General features: G+C 56.6%; 19 protein-coding genes and 1 tRNA gene. 15 read left to right on the top strand and 5 right to left on the bottom strand.

Annotation, left to right across the window (positions count from 1 at the left end; genetic code table 11):
- Positions 1 to 64 precede the first annotated feature (64 nt).
- Both serA and ACYVGU_RS02510 read left to right on the top strand, forming a co-directional pair.
- Positions 65 to 1,966, top strand: a complete 1,902-nt coding sequence (gene serA / locus ACYVGU_RS02515; RefSeq protein ID WP_460620771.1) for a phosphoglycerate dehydrogenase — start codon at positions 65 to 67, stop codon at positions 1,964 to 1,966.
- A gap of 74 nt (positions 1,967 to 2,040) precedes the next feature.
- Positions 2,041 to 3,480: a DUF4932 domain-containing protein gene (locus ACYVGU_RS02510; RefSeq protein ID WP_460620770.1), complete on the top strand. Its 1,440-nt coding sequence runs from the start codon at positions 2,041 to 2,043 to the stop codon at positions 3,478 to 3,480.
- A gap of 14 nt (positions 3,481 to 3,494) precedes the next feature.
- Here ACYVGU_RS02510 and ACYVGU_RS02505 read toward each other — a convergent pair whose 3' ends face one another.
- Positions 3,495 to 4,850: a D-alanyl-D-alanine carboxypeptidase/D-alanyl-D-alanine-endopeptidase gene (locus tag ACYVGU_RS02505; RefSeq protein WP_460620769.1), complete on the bottom strand. Its 1,356-nt coding sequence runs from the start codon at positions 4,848 to 4,850 to the stop codon at positions 3,495 to 3,497.
- A 245-nt stretch (positions 4,851 to 5,095) separates the two neighbouring features.
- Here ACYVGU_RS02505 and ACYVGU_RS02500 point away from each other — a divergent pair, with 245 nt between their 5' ends.
- From ACYVGU_RS02500 to ACYVGU_RS02490, 3 genes are all read left to right on the top strand, one after another.
- Positions 5,096 to 5,971, top strand: coding sequence for a T9SS type A sorting domain-containing protein (locus ACYVGU_RS02500; protein WP_460620768.1), 876 nt, complete (start codon positions 5,096 to 5,098; stop codon positions 5,969 to 5,971).
- Between the two features lie 147 nt (positions 5,972 to 6,118).
- A complete protein-coding gene (locus ACYVGU_RS02495; RefSeq protein WP_460620767.1) occupies positions 6,119 to 6,679 on the top strand; it encodes a hypothetical protein in 561 nt (186 codons plus the stop codon).
- Positions 6,680 to 6,830: 151 nt separating this feature from the next.
- Positions 6,831 to 9,155: a GAF domain-containing protein gene (locus tag ACYVGU_RS02490; RefSeq protein WP_460612639.1), complete on the top strand. Its 2,325-nt coding sequence runs from the start codon at positions 6,831 to 6,833 to the stop codon at positions 9,153 to 9,155.
- A gap of 65 nt (positions 9,156 to 9,220) precedes the next feature.
- Here ACYVGU_RS02490 and ACYVGU_RS02485 read toward each other — a convergent pair whose 3' ends face one another.
- The 3 genes from ACYVGU_RS02485 to ACYVGU_RS02475 form a co-directional block, all read right to left on the bottom strand.
- Positions 9,221 to 9,898, bottom strand: a complete 678-nt coding sequence (locus ACYVGU_RS02485) for a phosphatase PAP2 family protein (RefSeq protein WP_460620766.1) — start codon at positions 9,896 to 9,898, stop codon at positions 9,221 to 9,223.
- A gap of 236 nt (positions 9,899 to 10,134) precedes the next feature.
- Positions 10,135 to 10,216 (bottom strand) — tRNA-Leu (locus ACYVGU_RS02480).
- A gap of 130 nt (positions 10,217 to 10,346) precedes the next feature.
- The gene (locus tag ACYVGU_RS02475) at positions 10,347 to 11,063 is read right to left on the bottom strand and encodes a phosphatase PAP2 family protein (protein ID WP_460620765.1); all 717 of its coding nucleotides are present in this window, start codon (positions 11,061 to 11,063) and stop codon (positions 10,347 to 10,349) included.
- Between the two features lie 123 nt (positions 11,064 to 11,186).
- Between ACYVGU_RS02475 and ACYVGU_RS02470 the strand changes: the two genes are divergently transcribed.
- Positions 11,187 to 11,873 carry a class I SAM-dependent methyltransferase gene (locus tag ACYVGU_RS02470; protein WP_460620764.1) on the top strand — a complete coding sequence of 229 codons (687 nt, stop codon included), beginning with the start codon at positions 11,187 to 11,189 and terminating at the stop codon, positions 11,871 to 11,873.
- 108 nt (positions 11,874 to 11,981) lie between these two features.
- Positions 11,982 to 13,829 (top strand): M61 family metallopeptidase, encoded by a 1,848-nt coding sequence (locus ACYVGU_RS02465; protein ID WP_460620763.1) that lies wholly within the window; start codon positions 11,982 to 11,984, stop codon positions 13,827 to 13,829.
- 100 nt (positions 13,830 to 13,929) lie between these two features.
- Here ACYVGU_RS02465 and ACYVGU_RS02460 read toward each other — a convergent pair whose 3' ends face one another.
- Positions 13,930 to 14,583 (bottom strand): hypothetical protein, encoded by a 654-nt coding sequence (locus ACYVGU_RS02460; protein WP_460620762.1) that lies wholly within the window; start codon positions 14,581 to 14,583, stop codon positions 13,930 to 13,932.
- Between the two features lie 121 nt (positions 14,584 to 14,704).
- On the opposite strand from ACYVGU_RS02460, the gene ACYVGU_RS02455 reads away from it, so the two are divergent.
- The 8 genes from ACYVGU_RS02455 (at position 14,705) to ACYVGU_RS02420 (ending at position 23,562) form a co-directional block, all read left to right on the top strand.
- Complete coding sequence (locus ACYVGU_RS02455; RefSeq protein WP_460620761.1) at positions 14,705 to 15,274, top strand: hypothetical protein; 570 nt, start codon at positions 14,705 to 14,707, stop codon at positions 15,272 to 15,274.
- Between the two features lie 166 nt (positions 15,275 to 15,440).
- Positions 15,441 to 16,457 carry an MBL fold metallo-hydrolase gene (locus ACYVGU_RS02450; protein ID WP_460620760.1) on the top strand — a complete coding sequence of 339 codons (1,017 nt, stop codon included), beginning with the start codon at positions 15,441 to 15,443 and terminating at the stop codon, positions 16,455 to 16,457.
- 197 nt (positions 16,458 to 16,654) lie between these two features.
- Positions 16,655 to 18,136, top strand: coding sequence for a sodium:solute symporter (locus tag ACYVGU_RS02445; RefSeq protein WP_460612647.1), 1,482 nt, complete (start codon positions 16,655 to 16,657; stop codon positions 18,134 to 18,136).
- Positions 18,137 to 18,296: 160 nt separating this feature from the next.
- The gene (locus ACYVGU_RS02440; protein ID WP_460620759.1) at positions 18,297 to 18,791 is read left to right on the top strand and encodes an energy transducer TonB; all 495 of its coding nucleotides are present in this window, start codon (positions 18,297 to 18,299) and stop codon (positions 18,789 to 18,791) included.
- Between the two features lie 116 nt (positions 18,792 to 18,907).
- Positions 18,908 to 20,734 (top strand): ABC transporter ATP-binding protein, encoded by a 1,827-nt coding sequence (locus ACYVGU_RS02435; RefSeq protein WP_460620758.1) that lies wholly within the window; start codon positions 18,908 to 18,910, stop codon positions 20,732 to 20,734.
- Between the two features lie 724 nt (positions 20,735 to 21,458).
- Entirely contained in the window at positions 21,459 to 21,992 is a 534-nt protein-coding gene (locus ACYVGU_RS02430; protein WP_460620757.1) for a YcxB family protein, read from the top strand.
- An 18-nt stretch (positions 21,993 to 22,010) separates the two neighbouring features.
- Positions 22,011 to 22,565 (top strand): hypothetical protein, encoded by a 555-nt coding sequence (locus tag ACYVGU_RS02425; RefSeq protein WP_460620756.1) that lies wholly within the window; start codon positions 22,011 to 22,013, stop codon positions 22,563 to 22,565.
- A 103-nt stretch (positions 22,566 to 22,668) separates the two neighbouring features.
- Complete coding sequence (locus ACYVGU_RS02420) at positions 22,669 to 23,562, top strand: DUF2911 domain-containing protein (RefSeq protein ID WP_460620755.1); 894 nt, start codon at positions 22,669 to 22,671, stop codon at positions 23,560 to 23,562.
- Positions 23,563 to 23,603 lie beyond the last annotated feature (41 nt).

Genomic DNA, 23,603 nt, shown 5'->3' with positions numbered 1-23,603 from the left:
ATCGTAGAACGCGCCATAACCGACTTGCCACCTATTGATGGTTCCGTTCTACCTTGCCCCCATTATGCCCGAGACGTACCAACCGCTCCCCTACCTTATTATTGATTTCGACAGCACCTTCACCCAGGTAGAAGGGCTTGATGAACTAGCCGATATTGCCCTACAGGGTCAGCCCAACCGCGAAGAAGTAGTAGGCGCCATCCGGGCCCTCACCGACCGTGGCATGAGCGGCGAGCTAAACTTCTCGGAGTCGTTGAAGCAGCGGCTGGCGTTGCTGCCGGCCCGGCGCGAGCACCTGCCGCTGCTGGTAGAGCGCCTGCGCGGCAAGGTATCCGAGAGCATTCAGCGCAACCGCGGCTTTTTCGAGAAATTTCAGGGGCGCGTGTACATTGTCAGCAGCGGCTTCCGGGAGTTTATCGAGCCCGTGGTGGCTGAGTTTGGCATCGATGCCGACCACGTGCTGGCCAACACCTTCACCTTCGATGCCGAAGGCCGCATTTCAGGCTTTGATACGGAAAACGTGCTCAGCCGCGACGGCGGCAAAATTCTGCAGCTCCGCCAACTCGACCTCGACGGCGACGTGTACGCCCTCGGCGACGGCTACACCGACTACCAGATCCGCGAAGCGGGCCTCGCCAACCGCTTTTATGCCTTCACCGAAAACGTGCACCGCGAAGCCGTGGTAGCGCGTGCCGATGAAGTTCTGCCTTCTTTCGACGAATTTCTCTACCAGAATAAGCTTCCGATGACGCTCTCCTACCCCAAAAACCGCATTAAAGTCCTGCTGCTCGAAAACCCCGACCCGCGCGCTGCCGAAATGTTCCGCCAGGAAGGCTACCAAGTAGAAACCGTGCCCGGCGGCCTCGATGAAGATGAGTTGGTGCAGCAGATTGAGGGCGTAAGCATATTGGGCATCCGGAGCAAAACGCAGGTAACCGCTAGGGTGCTGGAAGCTGCCAACCGCCTGATCGGCATCGGGGCCTTCTGCATCGGTACTAACCAAATTGACTTGGTAGGCTGCATGAAAAAAGGCGTGCCCGTATTCAACGCGCCCTTCAGCAACACCCGCTCGGTAGTAGAGTTGGCCCTCGGCGAAATCATCATGCTAGCCCGCCGCATCCCGGAGAAAAGCCCCAAAATGCACCAGGGCGAGTGGGATAAGTCGGCGAAAGGCTCGTTTGAAATTCGGGGCAAAAAGCTGGGCATAGTGGGCTACGGCAACATTGGCTCCCAACTCTCAGTAGTGGCCGAGGCCGTGGGCATGCAGGTGCTCTACTATGATGTAACCGAGAAGCTGCAACTAGGCAACGCCGTGAAGTGCCGCACCCTAGAGGAGCTGCTGCGCCAGTCCGATATTGTGACCCTCCACGTAGATGGCCGTCCCGCCAACACTAACCTTATTGGAGCTACGGAGTTGGCCATGATGAAGCCTGGTGCCTTACTGCTCAACAACAGCCGCGGCCACGTGGTAGATGTGCCGGCCTTGGCCGCCGTACTCCGCTCGGGCCACCTGGGCGGCGCCGCTGTGGATGTATTCCCGTACGAGCCCAAAACCAACCACGAAAACTTTGAGAGCGAGCTGCGTGGGCTGCCCAACGTGCTGCTTACGCCCCACATTGGGGGTAGTACCGCCGAGGCCCAGCGCAACATTGCCGAGTTTGTGCCTGAGCGGATTATGCAGTACGTGAATACTGGCAACACCCAGCAGAGCGTCAACTTCCCCAATATCCAGCTGCCCGAGCAGCAAGCGCACCGCCTCATCCACATTCACCACAACGTGCCCGGCGTGCTGGCCCGCATCAACAATGTACTGGCCGAGCACCACGTCAACATCTTGGGTCAGTACCTGAAAACCAACGAGCACATCGGCTACGTGATTACCGACATCGACAAGCAGTACGAACAGGAAGTAATTGGCGAGTTGCGCAAAGTGGAGCACACTATTAAGTTCCGGGTGCTGTACTAAGTGCTCCTACGCGCGGCGCGTACTTCTACTAGGTATCTTTCAGCATCAAACTACCATTATAGCTACTCAACTATATGAAGCGACTTTTGGGCATTCTGTGCCTGCTGCTTGGGTTTGGGCCGGCCAGCTATGCGGCAGCGCCTGAAACGCCCATTACCATTACTGGCTCCGAGCCCTACGAGCTGACCAACATCATTCTAGCCCTCACGCCGTACGGCCGTGAGGATGAGTTTGAGGTGTATAAAAAGTCAACGTACTACCGGCAGGTGCTGGCGCATTTTGGGCCGTATATGCAGCATCCGCTGCTGGCTAAGGTCAATTATTCGCGCAAGGAGTGGGACAAGTATCTGAGCTTCCGCACCGACTCGTATGCCTTCGACTTCGGGGCCGATGGACAGTTGCAGCGGCGCTTCCCGTTTGCGACGCAAGACGGTATGAAGCCGTTTGAGGATAACCTGGGCCTAGTAAATGATTTCGTGCGGGCCTCGGGCTTCCGGGCGTTTTATCAGGCCCACAAACCTTACTACGACTCGTTGTCGGTGGCGTATCAACAGTCGCAGATGCTGCCCGAGATGCTGGCGTTTCTGAAGGTGGAGATGGGCGGCACCTGGACGCCGGTGAAGTATGCCGTGGTGATTTCGCCGCTGGTACACCGCATGAACTGCCACCGCACCGTGAATGGCGTGGCCACTGATTTTGTAAGCTTGCCAGCTTATGTGATTGATGGTACTACCCCCACCCAGGTCTCGGAAGCCGAGAAAGCCTCCGAAATCCATATGCTCTTTACCGAGATGGATCATGGCTTTGTAAACCCAGTAAGCGACCAGCACGCATCCCAGATAACTCAGGCTTTCAGCAATAAGCAATGGGACACGGGCAGCGGCTACGAGAACCTGACGCTAGCTACGTTTAATGAGTACATGACCTGGGCTGTGTACGATCTGTTTCTGTACAAATCCTTTCCCCAGATAGCGCCACAAGTTGCTCAGGACTGGGCCATGCAAAACGAAAGCCGGGGCTTTTTTGCCAGCTCCTTGTTCAATGCCAAATTGAAAGCCTTGTATGACAAGAAGGGCAAAAACCAGAAAATCAGCGACCTGTACCCGGCGCTACTGAAGTGGTGTAAGAAAACTCAGCCGCAGCTCAGCCAACCCACCATTACGGCCTGCCCTCTGCAAAACGCTGACCTCACCAACAGCCTAAAGGCCGCGTACGAAATCACGTTTTCAGAGCCCATGCAGGAGCTTGCGGCACTTGATATGGTGCAGGTAGCAGCCACTGAGCCCCGAAAAATGCAGGTACTGACCTTAACTCCCGAAGCCAACAAACTGGCCTGGCATGACAATGGTCAGAAGCTGTATTTTGAGGTAGCACTAGAAAACAACTGCCAGAACCAAGTGGCATTCAATATTCCGTGGCGTACAAAAACAGCGCTCAGAAGCAAAAAAGGGGTTGATTTGCTGGTATACAAATCCATCATCACTACCCAGGTAAAAGTCGCGAAGCCAGAATAAAGTGGCCTTCGCGGCTATAGCCGGTCTCGCACCTGCGTCAAGATTTTCTCCACTTCGGTACGGACGGGTGCGTCGTCGCCGGGGAGGTTATTGTTGAAAAAGCTGAAGGCCAGCAGTCGGCCCGATTTAGTGCGCAGGTAGCCGACCAGGTTGTGGTTGTTGGTGAGGGTGCCGGTTTTGCCCCAGAGCCACGGTTTGCCCGCTACCGGACGGTAGCGGCGGCGCAAGGTGCCCTGCCCTCCACCAGCTGCTAGTAAGTTCAATAAGCGCGGCTCTTCTACCTGTTGGTGCAGGCGCAGCATCAGGGCCACTAGGGTGCGGGGCGTGGCTAGGTTTAGGCGCGACAGGCCAGAGCCATCAACCCAGGTTACCGGGTCGGGCAGGTCCTGTAGGTAGCGCTGCTGCATGGTGCGAACGACACGGGCGGTATTCAGCGAATCGAGACCTAGTGTGGAGGAGCACATGAGCAGCAGTTGCTCGGCCAGAAAATTGTCGCTGACCCGAATCATCCGGCGGTACAATGAGTCGACGGGTAAGCCGCGCAGGGTGTACACTGCATCCTGGGGCCGCAGCCGAAACGGGGTTTGCAGCACGGGCCGCCGTAGTGTGTCCTGAAGCAGCTGGAGCAGCAGCGCCGGGCTGGTGCGAAAGGGCGTTTCATCAACCCAATTTTTGGGGCTCGGAAACACCACAAAGCGGTTTTCAAGCTGCTCGCGCCGCACATGGTCGTTGGTTGGGTTGCTAGCTCCGGACGCAGCCAGCTCCGTGATTGGCTGGAAGAAACGCGGGTATAGGCGCGGCCAGGGCTGGCCGGCTTTGGCGTAGAAGCGCACGGTGTTGCCGTACACTGGCAAAGGGCTGCGCTCGGGCTGGAAATAATAGTTGTAGTCATCCCAGCTCCAGCCCGGCCCGAAGGTGGTTACGGTAGGCACTTCGGCATACAGTAGCTTTTCGGGCCGACCAGCCAGGAAAGCCAGCGCTCGGCCCGAGGGCACATCGCCGTGAAGCAGCGTCGGGTCGCCGGTGCCCCAGAACAGCAGCGTATCAGGGCGCACTACGTAGCGCAGGCTGGGCAAGGAGTCGGGCAATAATTGCAGGCCCGCGTACAGGCTGAACAGCTTCATGGTGCTGGCCGGCGTGAAATACCGATCCTCGTTGAGGCCATACAGCTGCTGGCCAGTGACTACATCAGTAATGCACACGCCCACGTGGTGCCGTTGCAGCGCTGCGGCCTCTCGCACCAGCTTCTCCAGCCAAACAGGGTTTGGGAGGCGAGCAGGGCTAGTAGCAATAGGAATTTGCGCGGGCAGCGCTAAAGGCAAGAGCAGGAACAATAGCGCCCAGAAGCGCCGAAAAAAAACCAGAAGCATACTGGCGCAAGTTGCGGATTTACGGGCGTATCTGAACCATGACCGGTGCCTAGAGCTATAGAAATCAGCCCGGGTAAAAACTAATTCAGGACGGTTTGCGGGCCTAGTTGGCCTAGTGTTTTTAATGGGCTACGAGCCGGATTACTGCTTTTTTCTGGGACCTGATTAAACCCACGCCGGCTGGCCTCATCTATGCCAATACATCCGGATATCCCTTCTCATTTTCTGTTAGCCTTACCTTGTTCATGAAAGCCAGTACGCTCACCCTCGCCTTTTTTCTGTTGCTGGCCGGCCCGGCCGTGCACGCCCAAAATACGAAGGCCCGGCACAACTCGCCAGCCCGCACCGAGCTGCGCACTTACTACCAGCAAAACGTGCTGCCCGTAGTGCGCCAGCAGCGCCAGAAACTGGAAGCCCAACTTTCTACTTCTGATAAAGCCCAACTTGCCTTGTATCGGGCGCAGCTGCGCGAAAGCCGCCAGAAGGAAAAAGCTCTGCGCCAAAGCTTCCGGGCCGCCGCTACTCCCACCGAGGGCAAGCGCCCTGCTTTAACGGAGGCCCAAAAGCAGCAGCTTCAGCAGCAACGCTCTGAAACCAAAGCCATTTTGCAGAACGTGAGCTTGCTGGCGCAGAAATACGAAGGCGACATTGCCAAACTTGCCCAGGAAGTGCAGCCGCAGAAAGAGAAATGGACGGCCGATACCAAAGTTATTCTGGCCCGCACTGCTACCCCTGCCCAACCCGAAAAAGCTGGCCGCCGGAACGGCAAAAAGCACATAGGCGGGCCCCGCCGCTATTTCCAGCCCGCCACATTCCTGCTCCTCGACCCCAACGCGCCTGCGCAGTCACAAGCCGCCACCGAGGCAACCAAAGCAGGCGTGTACCCCAACCCTTCCGTCTCGACTAACCAGGTGGAGTATGAGGTGAAAAAGGCCGGCCCCGTGACGGTTGAGCTGCTAGACGGTCGTGGCAACACGCTGCGCACCGTGGCGCAGGAAGCCAAAAAGGAAAAAGGCATGCACACGCTCACGGCAAACGTAGCCGACCTGCCGGCCGGAACCTACTATTTCAAAATCACGACCCGCGCGGGCTCCGAAACCCGGCGCTTTGTGAAGGAATAGCCCCTAGCCGGTTTAGCTACTAAACAGGGCTAGTAAAGCGTTATGAAAACCGGTCTGCTTTGGCGGGCCGGTTTTTTCGGTTTTTGCTGGTGGCCCGTACGTTACTTTTACGTTCCGGCTGTAGGCAGCTTATTATCTTTACGCTCTATGGTACGCTCCTTCCTGACCTGGCTTTCTGTTCTGACTACCACCGTACTGCTGGCGGCCTGCTGCGGCTCCGTAGCCTGTGAGTGCGACGACGCGTACGCCGATGCCATCGGGTTTCAGTTCAGCCCCACCGATTCGGCTACTGCAAATGGATTTGCTTCAGATAGTATAAAGAATGTGTTTTTGGTACGCATACCCCGCGACCCATTACAGGTTCCTAGGGCCGATACGGTACTCGTGACGCGCAGCCGCAGCAAGGCTTTTTCGCAGCAGGTTATCATCAACAATGCCACGCCTTTTGCACTGGCATCCGGCAATAAGCTTACCCAATACAGCTATGTGCTGTACCTGGCTCCCACACGCAGCGCTACCCCTACTTTCACCTATACGATTGACAGTGTGCAGCTGGCTACCACCTACGAAGGCGACGGCTGCTGCTCCTGTTTCCGCAACACCAACAAGCAGGCCTTCATCACGCAAAACTTACAGTCCAAAGTCCTTAACCTCACTGATCCGGCTCAAACGAATAAATTGGTACCGATTGTACTAACCAGAAAATAACCCGCCGGAACACAAGTTAGGCACCCTGCTGTTATACGCAACAGCCTATGGCTTTCGGGTACGTCCGGATGCCCTTGATGGCCGTATAGTAGTTGTCTGCCTACTCTTGCTGCACGGTTGGTGTGTTGTGTGGGGGTAGTATTTTGATGTTATGCTGAAAGAACCTACTCCCCTTGTTTCGCCCACGTTTCCGTTTAAAACCACGCTTAGCCTAGAGCCGCTAATTGCGTACTGGAAGGCGGGGGAAGTATCCTTGAATGCCGGAATTGCGCTGCTTTCGCGTTCTGTTGGCGAGCAGATTGCCGCCGCCGACTGGGTGCGCGGCCCCATCACCGACCTGAACTTGCTGGAGTGCCACTGCGACCTAGTAGAAACCCTGATGCTGGCCGTATTCCCGCCGGCCTCCTTCCCCACCGATATTTCCGGGGCCATTGCTCCTTTCGAGCGTCACAGCTTTTATCATACGCCTCGCTTTGCGGAGGTGCTGCTCAACGCGTCTAAATCCATAAAGCAGCCCCTGAATATCACCATGCGGACGTTGGATATGTACACCACCCGCATGGCGTACCAACTGATTCTGGAGCAGATTTATGACGTGCGGCTGCCGCTGCAGGGCAATATCATTTTCACCGTTCCGGATTATAGCATTGGCCTGTACCGGCACTACGGCGTGGAGTTTAACTCCACTTTTGTAGAAATAAAAGTGCACGGGGACAAGCCCGAACTTACGCCCGAGCAGCTTGACTTGCTGGCTCGCAATCCGCACCGCGCCGATTTGTGGCAGCAATTGCTGCCTCCGCATCACTTTGAGCTTGAAGGCTTTAACATTCTACACTTGGTTGATGTCACGGAGCAGGAAATTCTGTCGGAGCTGAAGTACGATCTGTTGGAGCGCGACGTGCTGCAGGCTTCCGACCGCCTGGAGCAGATTCAGGAAAAGCTGCGCGTGCTGTTTGGGCGGCCGTTTCTGCAATTGGGCATTGCGGCATTCGATGAGAAGAAAAAGGCCTTCGTTGACTTCGGCCGCAAAATCAACCACAGCTTCCTGACCAAACAGCTGCACAACCCCGATGCCAGCTCTGGTTTCCGCCAGATTTACAACCGCCTGTGGGATAACCGGCAGCCACTGGTGCTGGAAGACGTGGAGAAAGCCGACATTCCGGAAGACCTGCGCGAGCAAATTCTAAGCCTAGGCATCCGCTCTGCTATTCTGGCCCTGCTGCCGTACGGCGACGATATTGTGGGCCTTCTGGAGCTGGGCTCACCGAATGTGGGCGACCTGAATGAGTTCAGCCTTGAAAACGTAAACCAGTTTGTGCCTTTGTTTGCGGTAGCGGTAAAGCGCAACGCTGAGGACATCCAGACGCGGGTGCAAGCTATTATTAAAGAGAAGTTTACAGCTATTCACCCCACCATGGAGTGGCGCTTTACAGATGCGGCCCAAAACTTGCTGCAAAAGCTGGAAGACGGCAACAAAAGCGCCGAAATGGAAGACATTGTGTTTCATGATGTGTACCCGCTTCATGGCTCCAGTGATATCCGGGCGAGCAGCACGGCGCGCAATGAGGCCATTCAGGGCGACTTGATTGAACACTTGACCCTAGCAGGCAAAGTGCTGCGGCGGGCCTCCGAGTTTCAGCAGCTGCCCATTCTGGATGAGCTGAAGTTCTACGTGAATAAAAACCTGCGCCGCCTGCGCCAGGGCATCCTGACGGGCGATGAAGTGAGCATTTTTGAGTCGTTGCGGACGGAGGTGGAGCCGCTGTTTGAGTACCTGAGCCAGAACACGCCGGAGCTGCGGCCCATCATCAGCCAGTATTGGGCCAACATCGATCCGGAGCTGGGCATTCTGTATAAGCGTCGCAAGGCCTTCGAGGAAACTACCACCATCCTTAATGATGCCGTCAGTAGCTACCTAGATGAGGAAGATGCCAAGGCCCAGGACATGTTTCCGCACTACTTCCAGCGGTTCAAGACCGATGGCGTAGAGCACAACATTTACGTGGGTGCTTCGCTGGTGGAAAACAAGCCGTTTGACCTGGTTTTCCTGAAAAACCTGCGGTTGTGGCAATTGCTGGTGATGGTGGAAATCACGCGTCGCACGGCAGCCCTGAAGCCTACACTGCCCGTGCCGCTCGAAATCACGCAGCTTATCCTGATTCATAGCCAGCCCCTGAGCATTCGGTTTCGGCAGGATGAGCGCCAGTTTGATGTGGATGGCGCCTATAACATTCGCTACGAAATCATTAAAAAGCGCATCGATAAGGCCACGGTACTAGGCACCGGTGAGCGGCTAACCCAACCCGACCACATTGCCCTTGTGTACTCGCAGCAGCGCGAAGCCGATGAGTACATCGAGTACATCGATTACCTGCAAGACCGCGGCCTACTTCTGCCCGACATTGAGGAGCTGGAGCTGGAAGAGCTACAGGGTGTGAAAGGTCTGTTGGCGCTACGGGTGAAGGTGAAATTGTAAGCAACTATAGGCATGTAGTTGCGCCTCTGATAGAGGCTTAGAAGATCCAGCAGAACAGCTGCCTTTTAGGCCTCTATCAGTTCTTTTCTCTCCCGCCACCACAGGTGCAAACCTGCTCTCACCAGAATCAGCCAAACCAGCCCAATAGCGAAGCCGGCCAGCACATCGGTGATGTAATGCACGTGTAGGTACACCCGTGTCAGGCCAATGAGCAGGGCAAACAAGAGGAGCAGCGCGGCCCACACCGGATGGTGGCGGTGACGCCACAGCAGCCACGCCAGGCACCCATACAAGGCCACCCCAATCATGGCATGGCCGCTCGGAAAGCTCAGGCCCGATTGTAAAACCAAGGCCGTAGAAGGACGGGCACGCTGAAAATGCACCTTGAGCACTTGGTTGAGCAAGGAGGCCCCACCTACGGCCAGCAACACCTCCAGCGCCTCACGCTTAAATCCGCGCCACCGCAGCAGTACCGGCAGTACTAGCCCTGTAGTGACGAGAAAAGGGAACGACGCAAAAAACGTAAGGCCATGCACGAAGCTAGTTAGGGTTGGCCACGAGGTGCGTATCCCATCCATCTGCTGGAACGCCCAAGCATCAAACTCCACGGAGCGCGCCCCAAATACTACCCGCGTGAGATAAAAAAACAGCAGCGCTGAGGTCAGGAATACGCCCACGGCTACCGCGGCCTCTACGGTAAGCAAACTCAGCAAGGCCAGCAAACGAGCGGTGAACGACTTCATGGAAGCACGCAATCAGTGAAGGGATATGCCGGTTTTTACGTGGATTCGTCAGGTTTGCTTACCTAGACTGTTCTGCTGCCTCAAATTAGTGGCTGCTTATCCACAGCTACTAGGTTAGTTATCCACGTAAACCCAGAACCCGGCCTATAGCTGACCACTAGGACTTTGCTTTCTCAGACAACCTAGGGAAACAAGTATAAACGAAAAAAGCCGATCCATTTCTGGATCGGCTTTCGTGCGCTCGGAGAGACTCGAACTCTCACACCTTTCGGAACTGCCGCCTGAAGACAGCGCGTCTACCAATTTCGCCACAAGCGCAGCACTTTTTATCAGCGGGCTGCCTTGCGGGGCCGTTTGATGCTGCAAAGATAGAAGGCTTTTTCGACCTGTGTCAAGCTTTGACTTAAAAAAAGTCATAAAATAATTTCGAAAATAGTACGATTCTGCGCTATGTAGGCTGTTTTTCAGCTGATTGCATCTCGTTTTTAAAGCGTTTTTTTACCAGTATTTCTATGTGTTTCAGCATCGGAATAGCAATCAGCAACCAACTAACGCCCGCGGCAAAGCCGGCCAGCACATCGGTAGCGTAGTGCACCCGCAGGTACACCCGCGTTAGGCCAATAAGCAGAATCAGAAGTACCAGCACGCTTACCAATGGGTAGCGCAGAGCCGGCCGGCGCACGTGCGTCCAGACGAGGTACATAAGCAGTCCGTAGAAGGAGGCCGATATCATGGCGTGCCCGCTCGGGAAGCTCAAGCCCGTAGCGGAGGTAAGCGGCAGCAGCGGCCGGGGCCGGTTATACACCTGCTTTAGCGCTACATTCAGAGTGATGCTGCCCAGGGCAACTACTGGTATCAGGAGGGAGTACCACCGGTGCCGGCGCATAAACAAAAACCACCCGACCAGCAGTAGCCCCGCCGCCGTAATGAAATTGCGCGAGGCCAGAAACGTGACCATTTCCACCCACTGTTGCCGCTCGGCCCCCAGTAGCTGCCTCGACCAGCGAAAGGCATTGGCATCAAAGGTGGCCGCATCCTGGTCAAACACTTCGCGTCCCAGCGCCAGAAAGGCAATAACGCCCAGCGCCCCGAGAAACAGGGTGATGGCAAACTCCGTTGCAAACAGCAGAAACCCGGCCAGCAGCCGGCGCAGATGGTTTGTCATAACGAATCTATACGGCAGAAATGGCTGCAAGGCACAGCAACGGCCTGAACTTCCCTTCCCGCTACCTTTACCGCCCTTCCTCGCCGCACTTTTGGCCCCTTTTCTGACCTAGTATGTTGCTGCATGCCTGCCCTTCCTGATTCTGGCTTTGATGTGGTAGCAGCGTTCTACGATCCGCTGGCTCGCCTGGTGTACGGCCGGGCGCTCCAGCAGGCGCAGCAGGCTGCCCTGGACGCAGGACTACCTTCCGGCAACCCGCACATCCTCATCATTGGGGGCGGCACGGGCTGGGTGCTGGGCGAAGTGTTCAGTCGCCGGCCGGCGGCTACGGTGCTGTACCTCGAAGCCTCCCCCCAAATGCTGGCCCGCAGCCGCCAATGGCTTCAGGAGCACCTGCCGCAGCACGCCGCGCAAGTAGAGTTTCGGCTGGGAACGGAAGCTGCGTTGTCCTTTGATGAAGAGTTTGATGCCGTGCTGACCTTTTTCTTTCTGGACTTATTTGAGCCTGTGCGGTTGCGTAGTATGGCAACTCAGCTGCGGGCAGCCTTAGCTCCTCAGGGCACCTGGCTGCTAGCCGATTTTGCGGCGCCACGCACCTGGTGGCACCGTGGTTTGCTCGGGCTGATGTACGGTTTTTTTGGCCTTACTACCGGCATTAGTGCCCGCCAACGGCCGCCTATTGAAGCCGAGCTGGCGCGCCTCGGCCTGCAGCCGCACCCCGCAGGCTCCTTCTTCCGGAACATGGTGGAGGCAACGGTATGGCGGCTGGTTTCATCTGAAAGCTACTCCAGCGCTTCAGCGCAAGACTAGGTGCTTTCGAGCCCTAAACCGGCTTTATTCCAGCGCAACTATTGGTTTGCTCTGCCAACTCCTGTTAGGTTAGCAGTTCCTTTCCTTCTCTCCCCTATTTCTTTGCGTATGATGATGCGGAAATCTGCTGCGCTCCTGCTGCTGGCACTTCCTTTGGCACTGAGCCGGCCGGCTCAGGTGCAGGCCCAGGCACCAGTGCAATACAGCCTCGCTTTCCCGAATGCCCTGCACCATGAGGCGCGCATTACCGCCACGTTCCGGGAGCTGCCGGCCAGCCCACTGCAGGTGCGCATGGCACGCTCCTCGCCCGGCCGCTACGCCCTGCATGAGTTTGCCAAGAACGTGTACGACGTGCAAGCCACCGACTCGAAAGGCAAGCAGCTGACCGTCACCAAGCCCGACCCCTACGGCTGGGCCGTGGCGGGCCACGATGGCACCGTGATATTCACGTACACCCTGTTCGGCGACCGGACCGATGGCACCTACGCCGGCATTGATAGTCGCCATGCCCACCTCAACATGCCCGCTACCATGGCCTACGCCCAAGGCCTGGAGCAACGCCCTGCTGAGGTACAGTTTGCGCTACCGCAGGGCTGGACAGTAGCCTCGCAGCTCCGCCCCGATGCCAACGGCACCACTTGGCACGCCCCGCACCTGCAGTACCTCATGGACTCGCCTACTTCCCTAGGCCCGCAGCAGGTCCGAACCTGGAAAGAGCAAGGCAAAACCATTGAGCTACAGGTGCTGCACGATGGCACGCCCGCTGAGCTAGATGCCTACACCGAGCAAACCAAGAAAGTAGTAAAAGAAGCCGCCGCCATTTTCGGCGGACTGCCCGACTACGACTTCGGGCGTTACACCTTCGTTGCCAACTACCTGCCCCAAACCAGCGGCGACGGCATGGAGCACCGCAATTCCACCAGCCTCACCAGCAACCGCCCCCTGCGCGGCCCCGGCGCCCTCGATAATCTGGGCACCGTATCGCACGAGTTTTTCCACAGCTGGAATGTGGAGCGCCTGCGCCCGCAGGACCTCGAGCCGTTTGATTTTCAGCGGGCCAACATGAGCAGCAACCTGTGGTTTGCGGAAGGCTTCACGCAGTACTACGGCGAGCTGCTACTACGCCGCGCTGGCGCCTACACCGATGAGCAGTATGGCCAGGAAGCCTTGAGTGGTATCGTAGATGCCATGCTCACCATGCCCGGCCCCAAGCGTTACTCGCCGGTGCATATGAGCCAGCAGGCCCCCTTCGTGGATGCCGCCGCCGCCATCGACCCCAACAACCGCTCGAATACCTACCTGAGCTATTACTACATCGGGGCGGGCAATGCGTTGGCGCTTGATCTGCTGCTGCGGCAGCGCTATAAAACCGACCTCGATACCTACATGCGCACCCTTTGGAAGCAGCACGGCCAGCAGCAGGGCTATGCTCCGGCCAAGCCCTACACGCTCCTGGACCTGCAACGCGTGCTGGGCGAGGTAGCCAAGGATACAGCCTTTGCCGGTCAGTTCTTCCGCCAGCACATCACGGGCCATGAGCTGCACAACTATGAGCAACTGCTGGCACCCGCCGGTTTGCTGGTACGCCGGGCCCATGCCGGCCAGGCTACCTTGGAGGCCCGTCTGCAGTTCAACCCCGATAGCACTGCCACACTAGGCTCCACTTTGCTTGAAAGCCCCTTCTACCAAGCTGGCCTCGACCGCGAAGATGTGGTGCTGAAGATGGATGGTAAAAAGCCCATCAATGCAAAGGAAGTGCAAAAATTCCTGGCAGCCCACAAGCCCGGCGACGTAATTCAGGTAGAAGTGAAGGCCCGAGACGGCGTACGGACGGTGCCCGTTACGCTCCAGGAAAACTCAGACCTGGAAGTGGTGCCGTATGAAAAAGCCGAGCGCCCCCTAACCAAAGCACAGAAGAAATTCCGGGCTGAGTGGCTAGGCAGCAAAGCCAAGTAACGTCTCCTTTATTATCTGCACCAAACCCGCTAGGCAGCTCCCAACCCTGAACCGTTGGCACAGCTGCTTGGCGGGTTTGGTGCGTTTTTAGGGCTAGTACTTATTCTTCCGCGTAAAACCGCAACGCCAGTAGCAGCACAAAGCATATGCCACCAAGCACCAAAATGCGCAGACCATGGGCACGATCCTGGGGCCGAAAGGCCTGCACCTGCTGCCCATTGGGGAGCTGCTTTTTGTGCGAATACAGGTGCCAGCCAATAAACACGGCCACCAGCCCACCCAGCAAGGCCATAGCGTAGCCAAAGAAAATCCAGGCTTTCTGGCTGGGTTCGGGTTGAGCTAAGTCGGTGAGGCGCTGGTGGCGGAGCCGCTCCGTGAGGGCCGGGCTTACCTCTTGACCGCGCTGGTGCAAAATGCGGCGTGCCAGGGCCACATCAAAGCTGCTCCACTCATCGGCTTTCAGCAGAATATCCAGCAGCTCATCATCTGAGAAACTAAACAGATAGTGGTCGGTGGGGGCGTCGGCGCTGAGTTGCTCGTCGGTGGTGCGCTCTAGGGCCCGTGCGGCCTCAAAGTCGGCGGGCCGCAGCTTCACTAGAAAATAAGAGTTCGTGGGGTTAAACGCAAAACTGGGGTCGATGCGGGGCTGATCGAGCTTGGTTTCATACTCGATACCATGCTCGTGCAAAAGTTGCAGCAGCGGCTGCGCTACCTCTACATTCGGAAAGCGCTGATACGTTTGGAATTCGGACATAGACTCTGGTATAACCTTGCCGTGAAGTTGTCTGTTTTTCCTGGGTCGGGCACGCAAGCGGCTTGCCGGGCGTTTCGTACCTTAGGCGACAGGTTTACTAACTGCCGCGGCAGTCTCCTCTATGCTTCGATTTGTTTTTCTTCTGACCTCCGGCTTGCTGATGGGCGTAGCGGCCCAGGCTCAAGTAGAGCCCCAGCCCAAGTTACGCCTAGGGTTCCGGCCTTCGTATAGCCTCAACGCGGGGGCCATGTTTGCGGGCCGATATGGTTCAGCTAGCTACCTTAGCCCTACCGTATCAGTGCCACTTACGCAGCGCTTTTCAGTATTTGGCGGCGTTACGTATCTGCGTACCATGCCCGGCCTTGGCTATGCGCCAGCCGGTGAAGCAGGCCGCGTGGCAACCTCAGGCACCAACCGGTACCTCATTCAGGGCGGCGGCCAGTATGCCCTTTCGCCGCGCCTACTGCTCACGGGCTCTGCCTGGAAAGACCTCACGCCTACCTCTGGTTTGCAGGTAAACCCCTACGCCGGCTTCGGCGGTAACATGGGCTCCGGCGTGAACCTGCGCGCCGACTACCACATCACCGAAAACTTCTCGGTATCAGGCGGAGTTCGGGTCAGTAACGGGGCTAGTGCCTACCCTGGTGCCTACACCCCGCTCTATGGGCCCGGCATGCCCTTCGGCTACTAGCCTACAGTTTGGGTTAAACCACTAGCTAGCAAAAAGCCCTCCGACCGCAGCAACGAACACCTTTTTGGTGCAGTTGCTGCGGCCGGAGGGCTTTTTGCGACGTAGCCAATGCGCAGGTTTTATTGTTTCTTTGATTTCGTACCTGTTTACTTCTGATCCGCGCCGCATGGCTTCTGCTCCCCGCTTCGTTCGCAACCCGCAGCTGAACACTATCAAGCCCAACTATCCGGGCAACAAGATGATTGGGCGCCAGTATTGCAACGGCGAGGAATTATATGAGCCTAGCTTCAACACTGTACTTAAGTGGCAGCTGAGCAAAAATCCGCAGAAGGAGGAAAAGAAGGCCGATACGTGGGTACCAGAAGTGGTAGACTGCACTGCCTTCCTGAAAAGCCAGGAAGAAGGCCTCGTGTGGCTGGGGCATGCCACCTTTCTGTTGCGCGTGGCCGGCACCACCATCCTCTTCGACCCCTTGCTGTTTTCCTCCCTTGGGTTGCGCCGCCGCCATGCCCTACCCTGCCGGCCCGATGACCTCCAGAACGTCGACCTGCTGCTACTTAGCCACGGCCACCGCGACCATCTGGATGAGAAATCAGTGAAGCTACTGGCCCAGCAAAATCCGCAGATGCGTGCGTTTGGGCCGCTGGGCATGGCTGGCTTGGTACGAGGTATGGCCCCGGCGCTGCCGGTGCAGGAGGCCGGCTGGTGGCAGCAGTTCGATTTGGGTCCCGACGCGGCCTTCGAGCTGTTTTATTTGCCCGCCTCCCATTGGCACCGCCGCGGCCTCGCTGACCTGAACCAAGTATTGTGGGGCAGTTTCCTGATCCGGACTACTGATGGCCGCACCATCTACTTCGCCGGCGACACCTCCATGCACAGCCACTTCGAGGAAATTGAGAAGCAGTTTGGCCCCCTAGATATTGCCCTGATGCCCATTGGTGCCTACAAGCCGCCCTACATGATGCAGATGAGCCACGTGAACCCGCATGAGGCGGCCAAAGCCGTGAACCTGCTGCGGGCCGGCCACGTCGTGCCCATGCACTACGGCACCTTCGATTTATCGGACGAGCCAGCCTCGGAGCCTTTGCGCGAGCTCAAGATGGTAGCGCACGGCCACATGCTACGCGGCGAGCTGCACACGCCGGCCGTAGGTGAGGTGCTACGGTGGCCCGAGTGGGAATAACCCATCCGCAGGTAGCGGTTGTGGTGAGCGGCGGGCGGCCTAAGTTGGTCGCTAATCTTCGGCAAAGGGTTTCTAATAGCCACATGCCGGTTGTTGGCGGCTAGTTGGTAGCTTTGGTGTTTTATACTTCCGACTGCCGCCCGGCCTGCTAGCCTCTACTTGTCTGGCAACCGGCAACTCATTCCTGGCAACACCCCATGTCTCCTACCCTCGTTCTGAGTCTGATTGCCGGCTACTTTGTCGTGCTGATCATCATTGCCTATCTCACTTCCCGCAAGGCAACCAGCGAATCGTTTTTCATTGCCAACCGCAATGCGCCATGGTACATGGTGGCGTTTGCCATGATTGGCACCTCGCTTTCGGGCGTCACGTTCATCTCCATTCCCGGCATGGTGGCCTCCCAGAGCTGGAGCTACATGGCCGTAGTACTGGGCTACACTGTGGGGTATGTGGTGATTGGAACCGTGCTTATGCCGCTGTATTACCGCATGCGTCTCGTGAGCATCTACACCTACCTGGAGCAGCGGTTCGGGTTCTGGAGCTACAAAACCGGGGCGCTGTTCTTTCTGATTTCCCGGGCCGTGGGCGCGGCATTCCGCTTGTTTCTGGTGGCGGGCGTGTTGCAGTTTGCCGTGTTTGATCAGCTAGGGGTGCCGTTTGCCCTAACCGTTACGGTCAGCATCTTCCTGATATACCTCTACACCTTTCGTGGCGGCCTTAAAACCATTCTCTGGACCGATACTTTCCAGACAATGGCCATGCTGGTGTGCGTGGGTGTGAGCATTTACCTGATGGCCGATGAGCTAAACCTGGGGTTTGCCGGGCTGGTGAAAACGGTGAAGGAAAGCACCATGTCGCAGATCTATTTCTCAGATCCCAAAGACGACAAGTTCTTCTGGAAGCAGTTTGCCTCGGGTGCGTTCATCACCATTGTTATGACGGGCCTCGACCAGGATTTGATGCAGAAGAACCTGAGCTGCCGCAACCTGCAGGACGCCCAGAAAAACATGTTCTGGTTTACCATTGCCATTGTGCTGGTCAACGTGTTCTTCCTGTCGTTGGGGGTGCTGCTGTATCAGTTTGCAGCTGCCAAGGGCATTACCCTACCCACCAACCCGAGTACCGGCGCCGTCATCGGCGACAACGTGTTTCCGCTGCTGGCCACCAACCACTTCACCTTGTTTGCGGGCATCGTGTTTATCCTGGGCATCATCGCCGTTACCTACGCTTCCGCCGACTCGGCCCTTACGGCGCTTACTACCTCCTTTTGCGTAGATATGCTCGTGATTGGCCAGTATCCGGAGGCCCAGCAGAAGCGTTTGCGCCAGCTCACGCACTTTGGGTTCTCCATTGTACTGATCGTTATTATCCTGATATTCAGAGCTATTAACGACCAAAGCGTGATTACCTCCGTGTTTAAGGCGGCGGGCTATACGTATGGGCCGCTGCTAGGGCTGTACTCGTTCGGCATTTTCACTAGCCGCGGCCTGCACGATAAGCTGGTGCTGCCCGTCTGCATTGTCACGCCGCTGCTCACCTGGTTTATCAACTCTAACTCCGAAAGCTGGTGGGGCTATAAGTTTGGGTTTGAGATTCTGATTCTGAATGGGTTACTTACCTTCCTGGGCCTGCTGATAATTTCGCGTCCGCGCAACCTCGAATTGAACCCTGTGGCGTAGGGGTTGTTTAGAGAGGCGTACCTTTGCCGGTATCGGTGCCAGCAGTTGCACAGGCCTCGCCGCTTTAAGCGGCCTCAGGGCCTAGTAGTTTCTGGTTACTTTCTTACAAGATGTCCGTTTAGAAGGCTTCTTGGCCCCACGCTCTCTAACACCATCTCCTATGAAACAGGTCTTCTTACTTTTGCTGCTCGCTTCCGCGGCAGGTGCAACCCAAGCCCAGACAACCTCGGGCTCCCCGGCCACTGGCACGGCCAAGCAGCCTATTGAGCTGCAGCCTCGGCGCATGCAGGCGCAGGCCAAGCCCGCGCTTAACCGCCCTGATGCGCCTCCGCAGTTTCCGGGGGGTGCCCAGGGGTTGAACTCTTTTTTTGAGCAGAATTTAAAGTATCCGGAAGCGGCCAGCGTCAAGCAAATCAGCGGCACGGTGGTTATGACGTTTACGGTAGAGGCCGACGGACACCTGACCAACCCATCGGTAGTGCAGCCTCTCTCCCCGGAGTGCGATACGGAAGCCTTGCGGGTGCTTGGTCAGATGCCCAACTGGAAGCCTGCTACCCGCAAAGGCCAGCCTATTGCTACCCAGGTCCGCATTCCAATTCCCTTCGGCAATTCCCAGGATTTGAAAGTAGAGCAGGGAAAGCCGAAATTTGAGTAATATACGTTAAGACATGAGAACTGAGCCGTAAGCCGTGAAACTTGTATCGGGAGCGTTTCCAACGCACCAGAGCAGGTTTCAGAGCTTACGGCTCAGTTCTCACTTCTATTTCCCTAATGGCCCGAAGTGGACTGAATACAAGTGGTAACGGCAGCGCGCCGGAGCCCGAAAAAAAGAAGCTTACCAAAGAGAGTTTTCGGCGGGGTCTGCGGATTTTCCGCTTCACGCTGCCCTATCGGACCAAGTTTACTATTGGCCTGGTGCTGCTCACGCTTTCCAGCGCCACCACCATGGCCTTCCCCTGGATTATCGGCAAGCTGGCTGATACGGCTAGTGGCCACCCGGTGATACTGCCCAACGGCGCCGTTCTGACCATTAACCAGATTGCGGCTGGCTTTTTTGCCGTTATTCTGGCGCAGGGGCTGCTTTCCTTTGGCCGTATCTGGCTGTTCACACAGGTCAGCGAGTTCACGGTGCGCGACATTCGGCAGGCGCTGTATCAGAAGTTTGTTTCGCTGCCGATTCCGTACTTCGAGAAAAACCGGGTCGGCGCCATTACCTCGCGCATCACGTCCGATGTCGGCATTATTCAGGATTCGTTTTCACTGACGCTGGCGGAACTGTTTCGGCAGGTGATGACCCTAGTAGCCGGCATCGTGTTTATCATGATCGTGTCGGTAAAACTCTCGATGTTCATGCTGCTCACCTTCCCGCCCATTGTGGTGTTGGCCATGGTGTTCGGCAAGAAAATCAGGGTGCTAGCCAAAACCACCCAAGACGAGCTGGCCAAAACCAACGTCATCGTGGAAGAAACGCTGCAGGGCATCAACACGGTAAAAGCATTTACCAACGAGCAGTTTGAAACGGAGCGCTATACCACCTCGCTTACCAAAACCGTGCGGGCCGCGCTGAAAAGCAACCTATACCGGGGCGGCTTTGTGTCGTTCGTGATTATTGGTTTGTTTGGTGGCATTGTGCTAGTGTTATGGCGGGCCGCAACGTTGGTACAGTCGGGCCAGATGACCATCGGCGACCTGACGCAGTTTGCCTTGTACACCATCTTTATTGGCGCCTCCGTGGCGGGCCTGGGCGAGCTGTTTGGCAAGATCCAAAGTACGCTAGGTGCCTCTGAGCGGATTCTGGAAATTCTGGATGAGCCAACGGAGCCCACGCACCTAGCGGGTGCGGCCCCCATTCAGGTGCGCGGCGACATCGAGTACCAGCACGTAGCATTCCGCTATCCCACCCGCCCCGACCTAACCGTGCTGAAGGATATCAACTTCACCATTCAGGCCGGCGAGAAGATTGCGCTGGTAGGCCCCTCGGGCGCAGGCAAATCCACGATTGTGCAGCTGCTGATGCAGTTTTATACCCTGAGCAGCGGTCAGATCACCATTGACGGACGCGAAATCACCGAGTACGACCTCACGGAGCTGCGCCGCCACATTGGCATTGTGCCCCAGGAAACCATCCTATTCGGCGGCTCTATCCGGGAGAACATTGCCTATGGCAAAACCACTGCCTCCGATGAGGAAATCATTCAGGCAGCCCGCAAGGCCAACGCTTGGCAGTTCATTTCGTCGTTTCCGGAAGGGCTTGACACGTTGGTGGGCGAGCGAGGCATCAAGCTCTCAGGCGGGCAGCGCCAGCGCATTGCCATTGCTCGGGCCATCCTGAAAAATCCGGCCATCCTTATCCTCGATGAGGCCACGTCTTCACTTGATAGCGAAAGCGAAAAGCTGGTGCAGGGTGCCATGGATGAGCTCATGCTCGACCGAACCAGCATCATCATCGCCCACCGCCTCAGCACCATCCGCAAAGTCGATAAGATCCTGGTCATCGACGGTGGCCGCATTGTGGAGCAAGGCACCCACGACGAGCTGGCCCACAGCGACAATGGCCTGTACGCTAATCTGCTAAAGTTACAGTTTGAGCTGAGCTAACACCTAGCGTTTTCTGTGTACTTTGAAAGGGCGAAGCACTGCTTCGCCCTTTTTCTATTCTCTTATATTCAGCTATGTATATTGAACAATCAGTATCCGTATCATTATGATGCGCAACCGATATACAGCGAGGTTACCTCGAATTGAGTTGCTCAGACCGGAGCTAGGAGTATGGGGCGGTGTACTGCTGCTACTTACTGCCCTTTTTCTGACTTCCGCTAGGTTTTCACCCGAGTTGCCCCGCGTGCAGTTGCCTAGCAATAGCAACGTGTGCTCGAAAATACCTCCCACACAATTTACATTCTCACTGGATGCGCAAAGGCGTTTGTATATGCACGCCAGCACCTCAGAATTGCAAACCAAAGCTGTTGAGTTGCTTGCCCAGCGGTATAGCCTGCAGTTGTCAGCTGAGCAACATCAGGAGTTAGAGAAGATACCTTACCTAAGCGTTAATGTGCGGCAACTTCCAGCTTGGCTACACGCGCCCTTACGGGAGCGGCAGTTATTCGCACAAGGCATTCCTTACTCTGCTGCTGACAACCAGTTGGCAACGTTACTGCAGGCTGCTAATCAGGCCGCACTTACCATGCATAGGCACCGAGCTATTGTGTGTTTGCGGCTCGACCAGCGGCTACCAGCATCCGTGGTTATGCCTTTCTGCAGCAATTACAGACGTTGGGCGTGAACCGATTTACCATAATAACTGAGCAGGAATAACTTCCCGATGACTGAACTCCTTATTCCCGCTACTGCGCCTACTTTCTCTGAGTACCAAACCATTCATCAGCTTCAGCAAGAAAAATGGCACCCGGCAAACCCTAACCGAAGACCTAACACCTCCGATTCCTTTCGAAATAAGGTAAAGTTCTGGCTGGCTTCTGTCACAGCGGGCGGGGCATTGAGCTATGGTTTCGGCAACGGGAAGTTTTTGGGCTGGATGATGGTTGCGACCTTGTTTACCGGCCTTAGCCTCCTGTACCAGTGGTGGGAATACCACCGAGCCTACCGTACCTATGCCGCCAAGCCCAAGCCAACTGCCTTTACGCTCACAGCGGAGGGAGTACGAGTAGAAGCACAGAACGGCGTACAATTTTATCGGTGGGAGTCCTTCTACCGGGTCCAACAGATACAGGACTGGATCCTGTTCTACACCTCCATGGAAGACTGCTACTACCTGGATTTGCGTCAAGTTCAGCTCCCTACTACCCCACAAGACGTGCTGCACCTGCTGCCGCTTCGCGAAGTTGCCGTGGCGTAAGCTACTTTCGCCGGAACTATGACTGCTTCTGACTTATCCGGGCTCGTGTTGCCGCTCCGGCTGCCTGGCGTACACTTGTCGGCGGAGGAATACGTGCGACTGAACTTCCGGCTCTGGCGTGCACAACCCAAAACCCGTATCAACCAATGGCTACTAGGGGCGGCTGTGCTGCTGCTAGCCGTGAGTGTGGGCCTAGATTTGTGGCAACACGGAAACCTGCAAAACCCATCAACGCTGGTACTTCTGGCCGTTGCGGTGGCGTATGCGCTGTTTCGGGCGGGGCTGGTGCGCTACCAGCTACGCCGCGCCTACGCTCGGAACGCCTCCATGCAGCACCCCATTAATTTCGAACTGACGGCAGAGGGGTTGCGCGGCACTAGCAGCCTAGGGAATTTCACGAGCCGCTGGCCGCAGCTGCGGCGCGCCGTGTGGGTGCGGCCCGAGTGGCTGCTGCTTTACCCCTCCGAGGCGGCTTGTTACTACCTCGATCTGCGCCGCCTACAGGCACCTGCTACCCCTGCCGACATTGAAAAGCTGCTCACCCGCCAGCAGGTACCACAGTTGAACGGCTAAGGCATAATTCCGCACGTTAGCATTCAGCTAAATTCCTGAGCCATGTGCGGGTTTTAGCTATTTTTACAGCGTAATACATTCTCTCACCTGTCTTCTTTGTTTCATGATAACTTCAACTTTCCTGAAGTCTGCTTCCCGTGCTGCTGGCACCACGCTGTTTGTTGGCGGCCTGCTAGTGGCTGGCTCGGCGCACGCCCAGATCAACACGCCCGCGGCTAGCCCCAAAAGCACTATTCAGCAGCGCGTTGGCCTTACGGATGTAACAATTGTGTATTCCCGCCCTAGCCTGAAGGGTCGCACGGCATTTGGCTCGGTGGTACCGTTTGCCAAGCGGTGGCGCACGGGTGCTAATGCCACTACCTCCATTAAGTTCTCAGACGACGTGACGGTGGAAGGCAAAAAAGTACCTGCCGGCGAGTACGGCATCTACACCATCCCGAATAAAACGGAGTGGATTGTGGTACTGAACAAGAATACCAAAGCCGGCGCGAACGTCGATGCCTTCAAGGACGACGAAGACGTAGCCCGCTTCACGGTGAAAAGCTACAAGCTGCCCGCCAAGGTGGAAAGCTTCAGCATCAACTTCACTGACCTCACGCCGGCTACCGCCAATGTGGATATGCAGTGGGAGCTGACCGGCGTTAAGTTTAAGATTGCCTCCGATGTGGAAACCAAAGTGATGGCCCAGATTGAGGAGAAAGTAACCAAGAACGCCACGCCTTCAGCTAACGACCTGGCCGCCGCCGCTGTGTATTACTACGACAGCAACAAGGACGCCAAGCAGGCCCTGGAGTGGATGCAGAAGGCCAACGAGAAAGACCCTAAGTTCTGGAACGTGCACACGGAAGCCAAAATCCGCATGAAGATGAAGGATTACAAAGGCACCGTTACGGCTGCGGAGCAGTCGCGCAAGCTGGCGCTGGAAGCCAAAAATGCCGACTATGTGAAGATGAACGAAGACCTGATTATGGAGGCTAAGAAAGTAGGCAAGCTGTAAGCTACTACCCCTGCCTAAGCTCACAAGCGCCCCGGATTTCA

The organism is Hymenobacter tenuis (genome assembly GCF_054780495.1).
Note: the sequence above shows the minus strand (reverse complement) of the source record. Positions and strands in the feature narration are given on the sequence as shown.